This is a genomic window from Schaalia canis, from assembly GCF_003858455.1.
Lineage (GTDB): Bacteria > Actinomycetota > Actinomycetes > Actinomycetales > Actinomycetaceae > Pauljensenia > Pauljensenia canis.
In genome coordinates this window covers 104,000-121,067 of record NZ_RQZF01000002.1, presented here as the reverse complement: position 1 = coordinate 121,067, position 17,068 = coordinate 104,000, and the positions used below count along the sequence as shown (strand labels likewise).

Here is a 17,068-nt window from a genome sequence, read left to right as displayed (position 1 = left end):
TCAGCGCATAGACTCTTTTGTCCGCGTACCCTCTTCTGGGGTCTCGTTTGTTGTGCTAGATGTTTAGTTTGTTGTGTTGGTAGGGGTGTCTCATATGTGTTGCTTCTAGACAGGTCATGGGCGAGGAGACGACGAGGCGGCTGGAGCGGATCACGGCCCCGGCGTCGACCTCCTCGCCCTCCAGCGACGTGTCCGCGAGGATCGCGAGTATCGAGATCAGGCAGAACGAGATCGCGAGCACGCTCGGCGAGTTCGCGCAGAGTCTCAACGGCGAGAGCTTGAATGCCGCGTGGCGGAGCTTGGTTGCGGAGGCACAGAAGAATCGCGCGGCTACGGCCTCGGCGATTGAGGGGCTCAAGGCGCAGGCCGCGGCGAACCAGAAGCTCGTGAGCCAGGTCGGCGGGGTGGTTCAGCGGGTCGAGAAGGCTGTCGAGCAGGTCGCCGGGGAGGCCGCGGCCACGATGACCGCGAACCTCGACGCCTCGAACGAACGGGCCGAGCGAATCATCGCGGCGACGGCGAAGCTGGAAGCGCGTCAGCTCTGGTCGGCGGCCGCGGCAATGTGCCTCGCTCTCCTGCCGGTGGTCGTGGTCGTCGCCGGGCTCTGGATGGGTATCGTCGGGCTCATCACGGGCGCTCAGTGGGCGCTGGACGTGGATGGGAGCGTGTGGCTCGGCGTCGGGCGCTGGCTCGTGGTCATTGTGGGCCTCGCCGGGGCCGGCTACGGTCTCTTCGCGTCCGTCCGCTGGGTTGCGAGCTTGGTGGAGACGTGGCGCGGTCGCGGGATGTCGAAGTGGCCGAGGTGGCGGAAGAGGTGACCACGGTTCCCGAAGGCAGGCGCGCGGAGCGCGTGCGGCAGCCCTTACACCTGGACATTGGTCAGTGTGCACTGTATAGTTCAGTGCGTGCTGACTATTGATTCGCGCCTCGACGTCATGAACCGGCTCGGCCGGGCCATGGCCGACCCGACGCGCTCCAAGATACTCATGACCCTGCTCGACGGCCCGAGCTATCCGGCCGTGCTCTCGCGCGAGCTGAACCTGACCCGCTCGAACGTCTCGAACCACCTGACCTGCCTGCGCGACTGCGGGATCGTCATCGGCGAGCCCGAGGGGCGGCAGACCCGCTATGAGATCGCCGACCCGCACCTCGCGGCGGCGCTCGTCGCGCTGGTGGACGTGACGCTGGCTGTCGACGAGCATGCGCCGTGCGTGGACTCTGCGTGCACGGTGCCGGGCAGCTGCGGGACGGGGGTGGAGGCGTGAGCGAGGCCCTGACCACCGCGCGCCGCGCGACCCTGCACCGCCGCGTTCGCTTCATCGTCGGCTTCACGATCACCTACAACGTGATCGAGGCCATCGTCGCCGTCTGGGCGGGCGTCCTCGCCTCGTCGGCCGCGCTCATCGGCTTCGGGCTCGACTCAGTCGTCGAGGTGCTCTCGGCGGCCGCCATCGCCTGGCAGTTCACGCGCAAGGACCCCGAGCGGTGGGAGAAAGTCACCGTCAAGGCCATCGGCATCGCCTTCTTCGCGCTGGCCGCCTACGTCTCGATCGATGCGGTGCTCGCGCTGGTCGGCCAGGAGGGCCTCGACCACAGCCCGCTGGGCCTCGGCATCACCGCGCTGAGCCTGCTCGTCATGCCGCTGCTGGCGTGGTTCGAGGTCCGCACCGGGCGAGAGCTGGGCTCCAAGAGCGTGATGGCCGACGCCAAGCAGCTTATCCTCTGTGTCTATCTGTCCGGTACGGTGTTCGTCGGCCTGGTCCTCAACAGCCTGTTCGGCTGGTGGTGGGCCGATTCGGTCGCGGCGCTGGTCGTGGCGGTGCTCGCGGTGCGCGAGGGACTGGAGGCCTGGCGCGGCGACGTCGAGTCGCCGTTCGAGGTCCTGGAGGACCTCGACGACGACTGATTCCTACCCACGAGAGGATGGCGGAGACCCCCGGAGCGCTGCTTCTGGGGGTCTCAGTGTTTCCATCACACTTCACGAGTGTCATGACTCGGACATGTGCTAGCGCATATCAATCACACCGGTGCCGACCTCGATGTTTTTGGTGCGCGCACCCGCTGCTGCGAGCACGGGCACTGGAGAGGCGGCCTGGCGAGCCCAGTGGTGCACACGCCGCGCGGTCCGACTCCCACTTGGAGATCGCCTGACGCGACACCCCGAGCAGGACAGCCAAACGCTCCTGGGTGAGGCCACGACTGGACCTCAGGTACTGAAGGTTCGCACGAAAGGACATGGCAACTCCTGCACTTAGGCCGTAGGAGAGGCGGCTGACATCCGATTCCCCTGTGGCGGTTCCTCCTCCACTGTGCCAGTGAGGACGATGCACATCCACCACCCAACGGTTGCGATCCACAGAGCAACCACATGTCTCCCGCTACCACTGGTTGCATCCACCCGAACATCACGAGAGGTGATGTGCTCCGATCCCAAGGCACGTGTTCCAGCACAAACTTTCGTGTTGCGAAGGGTGTTCTGGATAAAAATGGCACCTGGAGGCCCGGAAAAACGGCTCCCGAGGGACACCTCGCACGGCGATTCCATACTTGTTGTCAGTTACTACCTCATAAATAAGTTCCTTTGGAGTCAGCAAGCCGACTCCACAATTTCTCATGACACCTCATCAATTTGACATCCGGTCCGTTGCGCCTCTGAATCGTTTTCGCGCGAAATGTGAACCAGTCCGCACCTAGCGGCGCGCCCACCAGGCCCGGCTTTGCACCCACCTGTACCCAGAGATGCACCCACCGGGCCTCGCAGTGCACCCACTTGGCTTGGTTATGCACCCACCCCGGCTCTTGTATCCATCGTGACCACCTTTGGTCCACGTCAACACCGCTTTGAAACGCCACTTTGGGTGCAGAATCTCGGTCTAACCGAGGTGCCTGGGTGGTGTTTTTGTTGGAATGGTGGCAGCTTCAGTCCTCGGTGAGGAAGCCGCGTAGCCCTTTCTTCTGAAGTGCTTCGCGGACTTCGGCAACAAGGGCACGCATTGCGCGCTCGGCTGCGTCGGCTGAGCCGTTGGCAATGGCGCGGGCTACTTCGTCGTGAAGGTCGAGGGCGACGGGTTCGGGGTGCGTGGGATAGAGGCCCAGGCGCGTGCGTCCTGCAAGGACTTCTGCGACAACCTCCCTCATGGCTAAGAAGGTGTCGTTGTGGCTCGCAGCAAGAATCTCAGAGTGAAACTCAATGTCGACTGCGAGGAAGTTACCGAGGTCCTCCTTTGCAGCTTCGATTCGTAACTGCGCTGCGAGTTTCAGGAGCTTCGTTCGCTGTTCTTCCGTTGCTCTGCGCGCAGCGGCTGCTGCTGCCACCGGTTCAATAGCCGCCCGTAACTCGTTGAGCGCCCCGAGTTTAGGGCCACGCGGGTCGGCATCAAGCTGCCAGCGGATGAGGGTGGGGGAGAGTGCTTCCCAATCGGAGACTGGGCGAATAAGAATGCCAGCACGTCGGCGTGACTCCACAAGCCTCATCGTTTCTAGTGCTCGCACGCAGTCCCGAGCAACTGTGCGTGACACTCCAAACTCTGTCTGAATCCACTGCAGTGTGAGGGATTCGCCTTCCGGTAGTTCTCCGGCGACGATGCGTCGGCCGAGCGCTTCAAAGACATCCGTGTGAAGAGAGGGAGGCACGGCGAAATCCTTTCGTGAGCCTGTGGTAATTATACGAGGGTGCTCAACATGAGAATTTCACTCCCCCTCTATAAGTAGTACCTTTTGTGTGCTATAAAAGCACTATACGGTCAATGATGACGTATCACCTGGAGGACTCATGCACAACACTCACGAATCAACAATCACCCACCTTGTCGTCATGGGCGTTGCCGGAAGTGGAAAAACAACCGCAGCCCTCTCGCTCGGAACGCTCACAGGCTGGCCAGTTGCCGAAGCCGACGACTTCCACCCCCACACAAATATCGACAAAATGTCAGCCGGAATCCCCCTCACTGATGAGGACCGCTGGCCATGGCTCGAAAGCCTGCGCGACTGGATGGGAGAGCAGACCATGCGTGGCACCTCGTCCATCGTCACCTGCTCCGCCCTCAAACGCTCCTACCGCGACCTGCTCTCCGCAGCACCCGGTCGAGTATTCTTCATCCACCTCGTCGCAGAACAAGACGCCCTCCGCGAAAGGATGGAACAGCGGGAAGGGCACTTCATGCCCCCCGAACTCCTCCCCTCCCAATTCGCAACCCTCGAAGACCTCTCAAAGGACGAGGACGGCATCGTCGTCGAATCTCGCGCCACCCCCGACGAAACACTCGCCGCCATTGTGAGCGCCCTCGCAAGCGAAGGCATCATCCTTCCCCGCTGAGGCGCGCCGCCCCACCCCCACAGCAATCACTATCATTCCAATGGAGGAACCCGTGTTGCCATCTCTCCCATACCCTGCCGCCGACGGCGTCGTGCACTCAGAGAATGAACTTCAGCTCGTCATCGCCGCCCTCGCAGGCATCGCCACGATTATCGTGCTCATCGTGTGGAAGAAAGTCCACCCATTCCTTGCCCTCACACTCGGTTCAGCAGTGCTCGCCCTCATTGCAGGAATACCACTGGCCGACACCTTCACCTCCTTCTCTAAAGGACTCGGCTCCACCGTCGGTAGCGTGGGCACACTCATCGCCTTCGGTGCGATTATCGGCAAACTCCTTATTGAATCCGGTGGTGCCGACCGCATTGTCGACACCATCCTCGACAAAACCCCAGCCGCACGCCTCCCCTGGGCAATGGCCATCATCGCCTTCGTCATCGGTATTCCACTTTTCTTTGAGGTAGGCGTGGTCCTTCTCATCCCTGTCGTGATGCTCGTGGCCCGCAAGGCCAACCTCCCCCTCGTCCTCGTCGGTATTCCTGCACTCGCTGGCCTGTCCGCCCTGCACGGCCTGGTTCCACCACACCCCGGCCCACTTATCGCCATTGATGCTCTGGGCGCAGACCTTGGTATCACTCTTGGCCTGGGCCTGCTGGTAGCAATCCCCACCGTCATCATCTCCGGCCCCCTCATTGCCCCAATGATGGCTCGCTGGGTGCCCATCGACGCCAAAGCGCCACTTGGCGAAGCAACCAACGAAGACTCCCTCAAACGCCCCTCCTTCGCCACCTCAATCTTCGTCGTGCTCCTTCCCGTGATCCTCATGCTGGGCCGCACACTCGTTGAAACCCTCATGGGCGAGCAGTCCAACTCCTGGGTCTACCAAGGTGCAGACTTCCTTGGCCAACCCATCGTCGCCCTGCTTATTACCGTCCTCGTCGCAATCCTTCTCTTTGGAGTGGTGCCCGGGCGCAGTGCTGATGAAATCTCCTCCATCGTTGGCGCCTCGCTGGGGCCAATCGCCGGTATCTTGCTCATCGTTGGTGCTGGCGGTGGTTTCAAGCAGACCCTTGTTGACTCTGGTATCGCCACCATCATTGCCTCATGGATTGAGCAGGCAGCCGTGCCCGCCCTCATTGCCGGTTGGCTTGTTGCCGTCGCGGTTCGCCTCGCAACCGGTTCCGCCACGGTCGCGACGATCACCGCCGCCGGCATTATGGCCCCCCTTGCCGGGCAGATGCCGCCCGTCGAGGCCGCCCTCCTTGTCCTCGCAATCGGAGCGGGCTCAGTGTTCCTCTCACACGTCAACGACGCCGGATTCTGGATGGTTAAGGAATACTTCGGTATGACAGTTGGGGAAACATTCAAGACCTGGTCCCTGATGGAAACAGTGCTCTCCGTCGTCGCCGGTGTCACCGTCGTCATCCTTGGGGCACTCTTTGGAGTCCTCTAGGCACCGCACTCATATCGTCCCTCCCCCGCCAGCTCTACTGGCAGGGGAGGGGCCGCTGCTGCCTGAGTAACCGGCCGTGAGCCCCTCTTTCCATGCCACTCTTCCTATACTGAGTGCACGGATGCCGGGCCCTCAACAGCCAAAGTCCCGCATCCTCAGGGAGGTTGTGAAGATCCGATGGAACAACGCAGACGATCAGCATTTGGTCAACTACGGCAAGCCGCGCCCTCACTGATCAAATATCAGATCGTCACCAAGGCCGTCCAAAGCCTTATCCTCTTTCCCCTCTTTTGGTTCACCACCCAACAGCTCCTAAACTGGCGGGGCTTGCCCTCACTCACCAACGCCAATATCGGCGCCTTCCTCCTGTCCATTCAAGGGGCTCTCTTTATTCTCCTTGTCCTGGTCATACTGCTGACAACATGGCTCATGGAAATCGGAGGATTCCTCACCCTTTCCGCACGCGCAATCAAAGGAAAGAAAGACACCTCCTACCATCACGTCCTCTGGGCAAACCTCAAAACGACCCCCGAACTGCTGGGGCCAGGCCTCGTGCTGATCGTCTTCATCGTCGGCGTTGCCCTCCCCCTCGCAGGAACTTCACTCAACATCAGTTTCCTAACGGATGTACGCATCCCCAACTTCATTACCTCCGTCATCTACTCCACCCCCCTCTACCTCGCCGCCTACTGGACCGTCCTTGCCCTGCTCCAAATCCTGGCCTTTTTTGCGGTCTTTACTTTCCACTTCATGATCTTGGGAGGCATGAAAACAGGACGAGCCCTTGCCTCATCCTTCCGCATGGTTGGCGAAAACTTCTGGCGATTTCTCGGCTTCATGCTGTGGGTCAACTTCGTTCTTTTCGCGCTCGCACTGGCAATAATCCTCGCGGCTATTACGAGCATCGTCGCCCTCAGTCAACTTCTGCCCGCAACGCCCTACTGGGAAGGCTTTGTGGGAATGCTCGCCGTCATCACACTCAGTGCACTCGTCACCCTGCTGCTTTTTATTGCAACCCCCTACGAACTCTTCTTCATCACCCAGCGTTACTACACCTACCTGGAACGCCAAGCGACAAAGAACGGCAACGAACTGGCCGCTTATCTGTCCCAACGACTACCTCACGCGCCCGAGAAAACCACGCCCAGCCTGCTTGACCGCATCCTGCGTAGGCGCCTCCTTTTAAGCGGACTGACCGCGGCCGCCCTCGTCGCAAGTGCGGCGGTCATGGCCTACGCGGCCTCCTTCGTCACCCAGGCACCCCAGATCGCGCTAGTAGGACACCGCGGTGGCCCAAGCGAGGCTGCCATCGAAAACAGCATGGAAGCCATCGAGTACTCCATCGATCAAGGCGCGCACTACGTTGAGGTTGACATCCAACGCACGAAGGATGGCCACTACATTCTCAACCATGACAATACCTTTGCCCGCCTCGCCGGAGACAAGCGAGCCTCCACCGACATGACCCTCCAGGAGACACAAAGCCTTGACCTCGGAGCAACCTCCAATGGGCGTTTCACCCAGGTGCGCGTGCCATCCCTTGACGAACTTCTCGACGCAACAAAGGGACGCATCGGTATCTTCCTCGAACTTAAGGGTGCTACCGCCGATCATCGCATGGTTGACGATGCGGTAGCCGCGATCAAAGCCCGCGACATGCTCTCCGACGTCGTCCTCATGTCACTGGACTACGACATCATCACCTACATTGAAAGCACCTACCCAGAAGTCACCAGCGGATACACCTACTTCCTAGCAGTCGGTAATACAGAAAGCCTTATCGGTGACTACCTGATCCTCGAAGAGGACGCAGCGTCACGCACACTCATCGACCGCATCCATGCCGCCGGGAAAAAAGCTGCAATCTGGACGCTCAACACCGAAGATTCCATGAGGAAGTTCGTGAACTGGCCCGTTGACGCCGTTATCACTGACTACCCCGAACAGTGGCAAGAAATTGCCCGCCAACGACAAGAAGCCAGCCCCGTCGACGTCATGATTGAGGAATTCTTAGAGTAGTCGCGCCTTACTCCAAACGATCGCCGCGCTTGCGAACCTTGCCCGAGCGGACACGAACACGCTCTCCCCGCTCAGGGACAATACCCATGAATCCATCGGCGGCAAGCAGCTCCGTCAACGCGGTTGCTGAATCGACCTCCCCATGCACGCAAAACACCTGCTGAGGCGGAGGATCAAGAGCCCTCACCCAATCCATCAGCTCTGAAGCATCCGCATGAACGGAGAACTCCTCATCCCTGACAACCTCGGCCCGCACTGCAACATACGCGCCATGCATCTTCAACTGGCGGGCACCGTCAGCAAGGGATCGCCCGCGCGTCCCAAGAGCCTGATAGCCCGTCAAAACGACAGTATGGCGCTCATCAGGCAGCATATGCTCCAGATGATGTAGGACTCGCCCGCCTGTGGCCATTCCCGAAGCCGAAATAATGATGCACGGCTGGTGAGGGCGGTTCAGACGCTCCGAGTCCTGAGCGTCACGAACCTCGCGAAGATCAAGCTGGGACAGGGACAGGCCCTCAACATCCTCGCGTAGTTCGCCGCGGTGCCGTGACGCCTGGTAAATCCGCAACGAGGCCAAAGCCATCGGCGAGTCCACATACACAGGAAGTGAGGGAATACGTCCCTCGTCCTGCATCTGCGCTAACACCTGCAGGACCAGCTCCGTACGGTCTACAGCGAAGGCCGGAATCAACACCGATCCGCCGCGCTTCACCGTCCGGCGAATCGCATCAGCAAGGGCCTCGTGCTCTGCGGCATCCGGTTCAAAATGCTCGCGATCACCATAGGTTGACTCAATAAGGACCACATCAGCGCCCGGCGGAATCTCCCGGGCGCGCAGCACCGGGTGAGTGTGACGGCCAAGATCGCCCGAAAAAAGGATCGTGCCCTCCTCAGTGGTGACATGAATCGAGGCCGACCCCAGAATGTGCCCGGCACGAACCCACTGGGCAATCACACCATCACCCAGGTCAAGAGGGGTATCAAAATCAATCACACGCAACAAAGGAAGTGTCTGTTCAACATCACTGACCCGGTAGAGCGGCTCGGGTCTGCGATGCTTGGAATAGCCTTGCGTCTGAGCAAACTCCGCATCGCGTTCTTGCAAATGAGCAGAATCCCGAAGAACAATCTCAGTGAGTTCAGCGGTGGCCTCGGTACACCAAATGGTTCCCTGGAAACCATGCTTCACCAAGCGCGGTAGCAGGCCAGTGTGATCCATGTGAGCGTGAGTCAACAAAATATCGCTGATCTGAGCGGGTGGGATTGGAAAATCCGCCCAGTTTAAGCGGCGCAATTCCTTAGATCCCTGATACATCCCGCAGTCAATGAGGATGTGGCGAGGTGAGGGCGTATGGGCATCAATCGTGAGCAAATGTTGTGATCCGGTGACAGTCCCGGCAGCGCCAATGAAAGAGAGCGTCGTTGTTCTCATGTCACCTAGCATCCCCCGAAAACGCCGGTTTCGCGCGCTGAAAAACAGTATCGACGAAGGTGAGGGAGTGTGATGGAGCCTCATCAGGGGCACCCTGAGTGCACCCTGAACAGTCACGGATTTTCACCGTTTTCAACCGGAATGACCTTCAAATGCTGACAGTGATGTCGGTAGGATTGCCTCATCTGATTTAGTTGCGTGATGCCCCATCACTTGCCCCTTCCAGTGCAAGGAGTCCCCGTGACCACTTACCGCTCTCGTGGCGCAGTCGCCATGTCGATCGTCAAAACCCTTCTTCTGTTCATCATTGCGATTGCCATGGTGAAGTTCGCTTTCTTCCCGGCACAATCCTCCAACGACGCAATGCCTCTTGAACCAATGGGCAACTACGGACAGATCACCATCACGCCTGAACGCGGCACGATCACCAATACGGTCACCCTTGAGGGCACCATCCAATCCGACCCCGCCCCAGCCGTGAAGGCCACTCTAGGCGGCGAGATCACCGAAATCTACGTCAACAATGGCGACCACGTCAGCGCCGGAGACACACTGCTGCTCATCCAAAAAGAAATGCAGGGCGATCCCGTTGAGCGCGTCGACGAAGAGGGCAACAAAATCGTCGAACCCGGTAAGACCTGGTGGAAGAACGAATGGATCACCGCGCCAGTGTCAGGCAAGTTGAATCTCACCGCCCTTCTTACCCAGCAGGTCAATGTGGGCGACTCCCTCGGCACGGTTCAACCCCCAACATTCTCTGCGGTTGCGACCCTGACCCCCGACCAGATGTACCGCGTACAAAACCTCCCGGATAAGGCCACCATCACCATTAAAAACGGGCCTGCTCCCTTCGAATGCAATGGCGTCCGCATCGAAACACCGCAGAATCGCCCCGCAAACAAGGAAGGCGACACTCAGGGCAACACTTCTTCGACCAGCATCGAAGCCCGCTGTGCCGTGCCTGATGGGCAAACAGTCTTCCCTGGCTTGCAAGTGACCATGGCTCTTGTCGCTGGCGAAGCCGCCGATGTGCTGACCGTTCCTATTTCCGCTGTTGAAGGCCGCTTCGAGCAAGGCACCGTCTATGGTCCTGCAGAACCCGGTGGCAAACCCGTGAAGATCCCCGTCAAGCTGGGCCTCACCGATGGCAAACGCGTCCAAATCATTGAAGGCCTCGCAGAAGACCAGGAGATCCTGGAGTTCGTTCCCGGCAAGATTGTTGAAGGCAAAGAATCCTCCATGTTTGGCCCTGAGGGCGAAGGCATGATGATGGAAGAAGGCGGGCCGGAGTCAGAAGGTGTACCTGCTGAGGAAATCCCCACCACTGAAGAGGCAAAGTAATGTCCTTCATTGAACTGAAAGAAATCACGCGCACCGTGGTTCTTCCAGATGGCTCTGACCTGCACATTCTGCGGGGAGTCAACCTAGAAGTTGAACCCGGCGAACGCGTCACAATCGTTGGCCGATCCGGTACCGGCAAATCGACACTGCTCAACACCATGGGAATGCTCGACAAGCCAAACTCCGGCACCTACACCATTGATGGCCAAGACGCTGTGAACCTCTCAGAAGGCCGCCGCGCCCGCATGCGAGGCGAACTCTTCGGCTTCGTCTTCCAGCAATTCAACATCTTCAACGCGCGAACCGCCCTCGAAAACGTTGAAGTGCCCCTCTTGTACGCCACCGGCATGCAATTCTGGCGCCGCAAAGAACTCGCCGCCGCCATGCTCGACCGCGTCGGCCTAGGGGATCGCCTCGACTCCTACCCCACCCAAATGTCCGGCGGTGAACAGCAACGTATCGCCATCGCGCGCGCCCTCGTCAGGCAACCAAAGATCCTACTGGCCGACGAACCCACCGGCGCGCTTGACCCAGACACGGGCAGCCTCGTCATGGGGCTACTTGAAGAGGTCGTGCGCGAACACAACGCCGCACTCATCACCATCACCCACGACATGAATGTGGCAGCGCGCGCCGACACCATCTACGAACTCTACGACGGAGTGCTCCACCCCTCGTCCTCACCATTCGTGAAGGAGGCATGATGCACGCCCTCAACCAAATCATCGGCGCCCTCGTGGAAGCCTGGGGCGAAGTCAAAGTCCAAAAAGCGCGCGTCATCCTCTCCCTCGTGGGTGTGGTCGCCGCCGTCGCGGCCATGTCCACCGTCATTGCCCTAGGGTCCCTGCTGTCCCAATCCCTCGACGAAATGCAAGAAGCCTCAGAGGGACGCTCAGTGACCCTCCACCTCAGCCTGTCGAAGAAGAGTGAGGAAGGAAAAGAACCCTCTGGCCCCGCTGGCGGTTTCGCATTCGAAGGCGGGCCGATGTTCGAATACGGACAGTTCAACCAGGAAAACAAGGACACTGCACCTGCTGGCCGCGGTGAAGACATCACAGGCAAGCCCCTTGACCCCTTCGGTGACGCCATGAAAACCGTGGCCGACCGCTTCGCAATTCCCTACTGGTCGCGCCTGGAACAAGGCAACATTTCAATCCGAGAGTTCACCGAAGCATCAAACACCGGTTCATACCGCGACAAGCCAATTATTCCGCCACTGTGGGGCTTCATGGACCCTTCAATTAAGGCGGTCGACCCCAACTACCAGGTGATCTTCCGCCTGCGTGTGCTCCAAGGCCGATGGCTGGAAGAATCCGACGTTGACCAGCGCGTAGCACCCGTTGTCATCAACTCCGTCATGTGGGACCAATTCGGTCAACCTGACCTGCGTGACCCCATGGTGATCTCAGCCAACGACGACACCGACCGAATGTTCCGCGTCGTCGGAGTCATCAAATCAAAGTCATCATGGGAAAGCCCAGAGATCTACACGCTCTACGACTCATGGCGCTACATGAACGTCGGGAAAAACTCCGCCGACAATCCCAACGTCAACATGCTCGTGTGGGTTGGTGAGGAACAAGCCGAAGAAGCGCGGCGTATCCTGCCCTCTGCCCTTGCCTCGGTCATGGGCCCAGGTTGGGAGGCAAATGCTCACGGCGGCGAAGGCTTCGACTTGGGGCAGGGGAACCTGCAGATGGTCAACAACGTCATTATGGGAATCGGTGCCATTGTTATCCTCCTTGGTGCTTTGGGGCTGCTCAATGTCGCCATCGTGACTGTGCGCCAGCGAATCCGAGAGATCGGTATTCGCCGCGCAATGGGAGCCTCAGCAAAGCGAGTCTTCTTCGCCGTCTTTATGGAATCAGTGGTTGCCACCTTCGTTGCCGGTGTCATCGGCGTCGGTATCGCCATCGTGATCCTGCGATTCTTGCCGCTGGAGTACATGGACATTGTTTTGCAAGACCGTCCGCCCTTCCCCTTCGGAGCTGCTGTCGCAGGCGTGAGTATTTCGACAAGCATCGGTGCCCTATGCGGGATTATCCCGGCGGTGGCGGCAGTACGCGTCAAACCTATTGACGCCATTCGCTACTGAGGACGACTGCACAGTCGACGAGGTCGGGCGCCTGTACCCACTCGCCTGAGCTGCGTATGCGAAAGTGGCGGCACGGCCCGCCCGCTCGCCCCTTACTAGGGGCAAGGGGCTCGGAGCCCGACCAGGCCCTGCCGTGCCGCCACCCTCGCACCTTGTGTGGGTGCCTCTATGGACTGCAAGCACTCCGCCACATTGCTCTTCTGCTAAACCGGTGGCTTGTTGTTATTCCGGTGACGTGTGTGCCACCGCTTTGTTGACAAGGCACCTATTTGAGAGGGGTATCCGTTTGATGCGGCCTGCTGGGCGGGTGCAGGTGCAGGTGCAGGCTGGCGCTCGGAAAGCCATGCGTGTTTCACGCGTGAAACACAGTGGAGGGTGTGGTGAAAAGCGCGAGACTTAAGACAGCAGCATGAGGAAACAGTATCGTAGGCTTAAGTAGGAACAAATAGTGAGTGATCGTAGTGGCGTGAGGCGTCACCGATAAAGCACGCAGTTTTCTAGCCAAGTTCTCTGACTGAGTTCTCTGGCCAAGCTCACCAGTGTCAAACACCCCCACCTTCGTCACCGCACCCCCATGGCACCGGGAACCGCCCTCGCCATTCAATGCCAGATGATGCGCTCAACCGCGCTGATCACGACATGGCGTTCAACGGGGGTGAGTAACACACCCGGAGGTGTAATGCCGGGATGGATGGCTGGAGCGAGGCAACTGCGTGAAAAAGAAAGAGGCACAATGGAACACCAGGACAGCGCTGCGTCCCCGCCCAATAAAGACGCTGCCCCTATGGAAGAGGGCACCCCTGTAGAACCGGTACCAACTAACGCCACCACTGACACCCAAGAAAGTGCCGATACCTCGCACCTTGCACACTGGAAACGGGCCGTCACACTCTTCCTTGTCGGTCAGAGTATCTCCATGTTCGGCTCGTCCATCGTCCAATTTGCCGTCATGTGGTACCTGACCCTCGAAACCCGCTCGGGCCTGGTGGTCATGCTCTACGCGGTTTTTGCCTTCGTCCCACAGGGCATGCTTTCCCTCTTCGGTGGCGCGCTGGCTGACCGCATGAATCGCAAACTGCTCATCATCATCCCTGACGCGATCATCGCGATCACCACCCTGGCCTTAGCGCTGATTATGGTCGCCGGTATCAACGACCTGTGGATCATCCTCGCAGCCGTGACCATCCGCTCCATCGGCTCAGGCTTCCAAAACCCGGCAGTGAGCGCTACGATCCCCTCGATCGTGCCTGCCGAACATCTGATGCGCGTTAATGGCATCAACGCTTCCATCCAAGGAGTTATGGCCCTCCTCGCCCCCGCAGCGGGCGGCGCAATTTACGGCCTGGGCGGTATCGTCCCTACCTTCTTCGTTGATGTCGTGACAGCTATCCTCGGTATTGGCGTCATGCTCTTTGTGCGCATCCCGAAGCTGCCCGATAATCCTGAGCCAAAGTCACTGATAGGGGATCTTGTCGCAGGCTTGCACTACACCTTCACCCACCGTTTTATTCGCTGGCTCCTGACCGTCTATGCCGTGGTGTTCGTGCTGATCGTGGCCCCAAGCTTCCTGGTGCCGCTGATGGTAACGCGTAGCTTCGGGGGCGAGGTGTGGATGCTCACCGGTGTTGAGGTGGCTTTCTCTTTGGGCATGGCTCTTGGCGGCATGGTCGTTGGCATGCTGGTCAGGCACTCAAAGATGCACCTGCTTTTGGTGTCCTCGGTTATTTTCGGCCTGCTGAGTGTGGCGATGGGCATTGCGCCCAATATTTATGTTGTGCTGGCCTTGAATGCCACCGTCGGCTTGCTCGTTCCTGTGTTCAGCACTCCCTCCACAACTGCCCTGCAAGAGAGTACCGACCCAGCTTTCATGGGACGCGTGTTTTCCCTTGTGAGCATTGTGTTCACCTTGGGAATGCCGATGGGTATGGCGGTCTTTGGTCCGCTGGCGGATGTTTTTTCTGTGGAGACTATTCTTATCGGCTCTGGAGTGGTGACAATCCTCTTCGTCCTTTTCTCCTTCTACGGTTTGGCTGATGGCCGTCATGCTCTGGCCGAAAGCCGCGCGCAGCAGGCGGCACTAGAAGTGCGCAAGTAGGCGTACAGGGAGGGGCGCGTTTTCATCAGGATTGACGAGAGACTCCCACGCGCTTCCTGTGAAGAGTCCGTGCACTTGGCGGGGCAGCTGAACGTCCGTCCTTGCCGTCGCCGAGGGAACAGAGTGCCTGTCCTGCTTCTTTTGGCGGCCCACGCTCTGCGGGCAATCCGCGGCAGGTGTGACACTGCCAGGTCCGCCACTCTCCTTAGGGCGATAGGTGCAGCCAGCCGTCCTCGCCTAGAGTAGCGAGGACGTCGCGAACCAATCCGTTAACCAGCCGCTAAGCATGCTGGGAGGCGTGTACTATTCCATAGCTGGCGCTGGTCGTAACTCTCAACGCGGCGCAACAATGTATGTCTCCCTCATGGGGGATCAGCTAATAAGCTCTGTATAGCGATCTCGAATCCACTGGGGGGTTGTGTTCCTGTTCAATCCATCAATGATGTGAGAACCGTAGATTCGTGATATCTCCCCATCGGAGGCAGAGCTGAATGCTTGTTTACCGAGGTCCCCATACGTCCAGTATTCATAAAGGATATTTACTCCGTGGAGAGTCTCGTGTGTAGGAAGTTCTGGAGCAAATCCATGGGCAATGAAGAGTACTTTAACGGTCCACGCTGTGGCGTCGTCGAGTGCAAGCCAAGAGTCTTCAAGACGTGTCATCAGAATGTTCTTGAGGGATTGGCGATGAGTGTCAAGGTATGCTGTGGTCACAGTGCCGCCGTGCGCTTCGATAGCGATTGCAAGACGATCGTCAACGTTCAGAAACTCGATATCTCCCAACTTTTTCCGGCTGGTATTAGATGCATTTACACTGTCCCCAATTCCGCGATGGCGCCAGGCAGGGCCAGAGAACGTAAGATCACTTAGCGCGTCAACAACTCGTTGTTCGATAACTCCTCTGGTGCCGGTCTGATTCGCATCAAGATACCGGATGAGTGTCTCAAGCTCTTGCTTAGGTTGAGAGGAGGTCACAGGCTTGTAATTGTCCGTTTGGAGTTCGATGAGGCGAAAAATCCAGGATCGAAGCACTTGCGAAGCACTCTTTCTTGCCATGAATGGTAGATTCTCAAGCATGCGAAGTATCCGAACAAGGGAATGAGCAGCCTCTGTCGGTCGGCTTCTACTCCAGGCTTCATCGAGTGTTGTCGCAGCCTTGGCGTTGTTTAAAACAGGGTTTCCTGTCGCGGTGCTGTATAGGCTAAAAAGTGAAGTAGCGACGTTACCCCTCGGAGAGAAGTCATAAACGTAGGTTGGTGGGTGGTCGTATAGTTCAACTGGGAGGAGGGCCCAATGGAGTATTTGAAGGTATGGCCAAGGATTCTTTTCTGCGGTGTTGAGATCCTGTGTTAGAGACTGAAGGTCGCTTAGTAGGAATAAGCTTCCGGTCCAAGTGAAGCAGAGTTCGGTCGCGAGTATCATTGACGACTCTAGGGATGAATCGGTGTACAGCATCCGTGCTCGTTCACGGTCTCTCGCACAGATTTCTTCGAGATCCCCTTTCTCGATGGTAGGAGAAATGTCGAGAACTGCTGCAACTGCTCTAATGGCTTTCGGGGTCGGGTTGCTCGATGGTTCGAGAGATTCAAGCACTCTGGATACTTGCGCTGTTGACATCTGCTCCGAAGTGATAAGTCGAAAAATCAACGTCGTTCGCGAGAGGAGTAGGCGAGCGCTTTGTGCTGTAAGTCCGCGCCAGTCTTTATTGCTTCCCTTTCGGAGACGTTCATAGGCGTCGAAGTACCTTAGTCCATCAAGGCCATAACGACCGGCTTCGCTAGTCGAGAGAGCTGTGTCGACAAAAGAATGTAGCGTGGGGTCAATGTAATCGCTTTCCTCCCAGGCCTGGAGCGACTGTTCCAATGCGTGTAGCTTTATCTCTCTTTCTGAAAGGTCATCCGGAAGGCTGTGCTCGATAGCCTCAACGGCGTGTTTGACTTCCTTATCTGAGAGGGGGAGGAGTATTCGTAGAAGTATGTCGTTGATGAGCATCCTTAAGCTTCCCTCCAAAGGCTGGCTGAGCGAGAGCCGTGCTTCTCCCATAGATTTGCGATTAGTTTGCCAGAAGTGGTGGGGTCCATGCCTACCGCTTCAAACCAGCGCATGGCGTCGCTAACAGTTATTCGCCGTTTTCCGTCCTCTATTCGGGAGATGTTTGACTGGTCCATCTCGAGTTCCTGTGCGAGAACGGACTGGGCAATGCTGGCCTGGTTGCGGCATTCCTGGAGGCAATGGGCCAAGGCGTCATCGAAGGCTAGTGCGCGTTCGAGGGATGTGGGCACTGTCTCTCATCCTTTCGGGAGTAGGAAGTGGGGTAG

At 58.5% G+C, this 17,068-nt stretch carries 14 protein-coding genes and 2 pseudogenes; 10 read left to right on the top strand and 6 right to left on the bottom strand.

Translation table 11 applies throughout. The features are described 5' to 3' along the window. Positions 1 to 116 precede the first annotated feature (116 nt). From EII11_RS11040 to EII11_RS02970, 3 genes are all read left to right on the top strand, one after another. Positions 117 to 818, top strand: a complete 702-nt coding sequence (locus tag EII11_RS11040) for a hypothetical protein (protein WP_240623036.1) — start codon at positions 117 to 119, stop codon at positions 816 to 818. 87 nt (positions 819 to 905) lie between these two features. Further along, the gene (gene cmtR, locus EII11_RS02975) at positions 906 to 1,265 is read left to right on the top strand and encodes a Cd(II)/Pb(II)-sensing metalloregulatory transcriptional regulator CmtR (protein WP_124868483.1); all 360 of its coding nucleotides are present in this window, start codon (positions 906 to 908) and stop codon (positions 1,263 to 1,265) included. Beyond that, on the top strand, positions 1,262 to 1,906 hold the full coding sequence (locus tag EII11_RS02970; protein WP_124868481.1) for a cation efflux transmembrane domain-containing protein: 645 nt from the start codon (positions 1,262 to 1,264) through the stop codon (positions 1,904 to 1,906). Before cmtR ends, EII11_RS02970 begins: the two co-directional genes overlap by 4 nt. 102 nt (positions 1,907 to 2,008) lie before the next feature. Here EII11_RS02970 and EII11_RS10940 read toward each other — a convergent pair. The 3 genes and pseudogenes from EII11_RS10940 to EII11_RS02955 form a co-directional block, all read right to left on the bottom strand. Further along, positions 2,009 to 2,116 (bottom strand): annotated as a pseudogene (locus EII11_RS10940) (LLM class flavin-dependent oxidoreductase); the annotation flags it as partial. Positions 2,117 to 2,129: 13 nt separating this feature from the next. Next, a pseudogene (locus EII11_RS10935) lies at positions 2,130 to 2,237 on the bottom strand (helix-turn-helix transcriptional regulator); the annotation flags it as partial. Between the two features lie 682 nt (positions 2,238 to 2,919). Next, positions 2,920 to 3,633, bottom strand: coding sequence for a FadR/GntR family transcriptional regulator (locus tag EII11_RS02955; RefSeq protein ID WP_124868479.1), 714 nt, complete (start codon positions 3,631 to 3,633; stop codon positions 2,920 to 2,922). Between the two features lie 139 nt (positions 3,634 to 3,772). On the opposite strand from EII11_RS02955, the gene EII11_RS02950 reads away from it, so the two are divergent. The 3 genes from EII11_RS02950 to EII11_RS02940 all read left to right on the top strand — a co-directional run bounded on the left by EII11_RS02950 (position 3,773) and on the right by EII11_RS02940 (position 7,784). Then, positions 3,773 to 4,315, top strand: a complete 543-nt coding sequence (locus EII11_RS02950; RefSeq protein WP_124868477.1) for a gluconokinase — start codon at positions 3,773 to 3,775, stop codon at positions 4,313 to 4,315. Positions 4,316 to 4,355: 40 nt separating this feature from the next. Then, positions 4,356 to 5,765 carry a GntP family permease gene (locus tag EII11_RS02945; protein ID WP_124868475.1) on the top strand — a complete coding sequence of 470 codons (1,410 nt, stop codon included), beginning with the start codon at positions 4,356 to 4,358 and terminating at the stop codon, positions 5,763 to 5,765. A gap of 177 nt (positions 5,766 to 5,942) precedes the next feature. Further along, positions 5,943 to 7,784: a glycerophosphoryl diester phosphodiesterase membrane domain-containing protein gene (locus tag EII11_RS02940; RefSeq protein ID WP_124868473.1), complete on the top strand. Its 1,842-nt coding sequence runs from the start codon at positions 5,943 to 5,945 to the stop codon at positions 7,782 to 7,784. Between the two features lie 7 nt (positions 7,785 to 7,791). Here the strand turns inward: EII11_RS02940 and EII11_RS02935 are convergent, their stop codons facing one another. Continuing rightward, a complete protein-coding gene (locus EII11_RS02935; RefSeq protein ID WP_124868471.1) occupies positions 7,792 to 9,219 on the bottom strand; it encodes an MBL fold metallo-hydrolase in 1,428 nt (475 codons plus the stop codon). A gap of 240 nt (positions 9,220 to 9,459) precedes the next feature. Between EII11_RS02935 and EII11_RS02930 the strand changes: the two genes are divergently transcribed. The 4 genes from EII11_RS02930 to EII11_RS02915 all read left to right on the top strand — a co-directional run bounded on the left by EII11_RS02930 (position 9,460) and on the right by EII11_RS02915 (position 14,750). Next, complete coding sequence (locus EII11_RS02930; RefSeq protein ID WP_124868469.1) at positions 9,460 to 10,560, top strand: efflux RND transporter periplasmic adaptor subunit; 1,101 nt, start codon at positions 9,460 to 9,462, stop codon at positions 10,558 to 10,560. After that, positions 10,560 to 11,264, top strand: coding sequence for an ABC transporter ATP-binding protein (locus EII11_RS02925; RefSeq protein WP_124868467.1), 705 nt, complete (start codon positions 10,560 to 10,562; stop codon positions 11,262 to 11,264). The genes EII11_RS02930 and EII11_RS02925 overlap by 1 nt, the downstream gene beginning before the upstream one ends. After that, positions 11,264 to 12,655 (top strand): ABC transporter permease, encoded by a 1,392-nt coding sequence (locus tag EII11_RS02920; protein WP_124868914.1) that lies wholly within the window; start codon positions 11,264 to 11,266, stop codon positions 12,653 to 12,655. Before EII11_RS02925 ends, EII11_RS02920 begins: the two co-directional genes overlap by 1 nt. 733 nt (positions 12,656 to 13,388) lie before the next feature. Continuing rightward, on the top strand, positions 13,389 to 14,750 hold the full coding sequence (locus EII11_RS02915) for an MFS transporter (protein ID WP_124868465.1): 1,362 nt from the start codon (positions 13,389 to 13,391) through the stop codon (positions 14,748 to 14,750). Positions 14,751 to 15,122: 372 nt separating this feature from the next. On the opposite strand, the gene EII11_RS02910 is transcribed toward EII11_RS02915, so the two are convergent. Further along, complete coding sequence (locus EII11_RS02910; RefSeq protein ID WP_124868463.1) at positions 15,123 to 16,742, bottom strand: hypothetical protein; 1,620 nt, start codon at positions 16,740 to 16,742, stop codon at positions 15,123 to 15,125. 2 nt (positions 16,743 to 16,744) lie between these two features. Beyond that, positions 16,745 to 17,032, bottom strand: a complete 288-nt coding sequence (locus tag EII11_RS10970; protein WP_124868461.1) for a helix-turn-helix domain-containing protein — start codon at positions 17,030 to 17,032, stop codon at positions 16,745 to 16,747. Positions 17,033 to 17,068 lie beyond the last annotated feature (36 nt).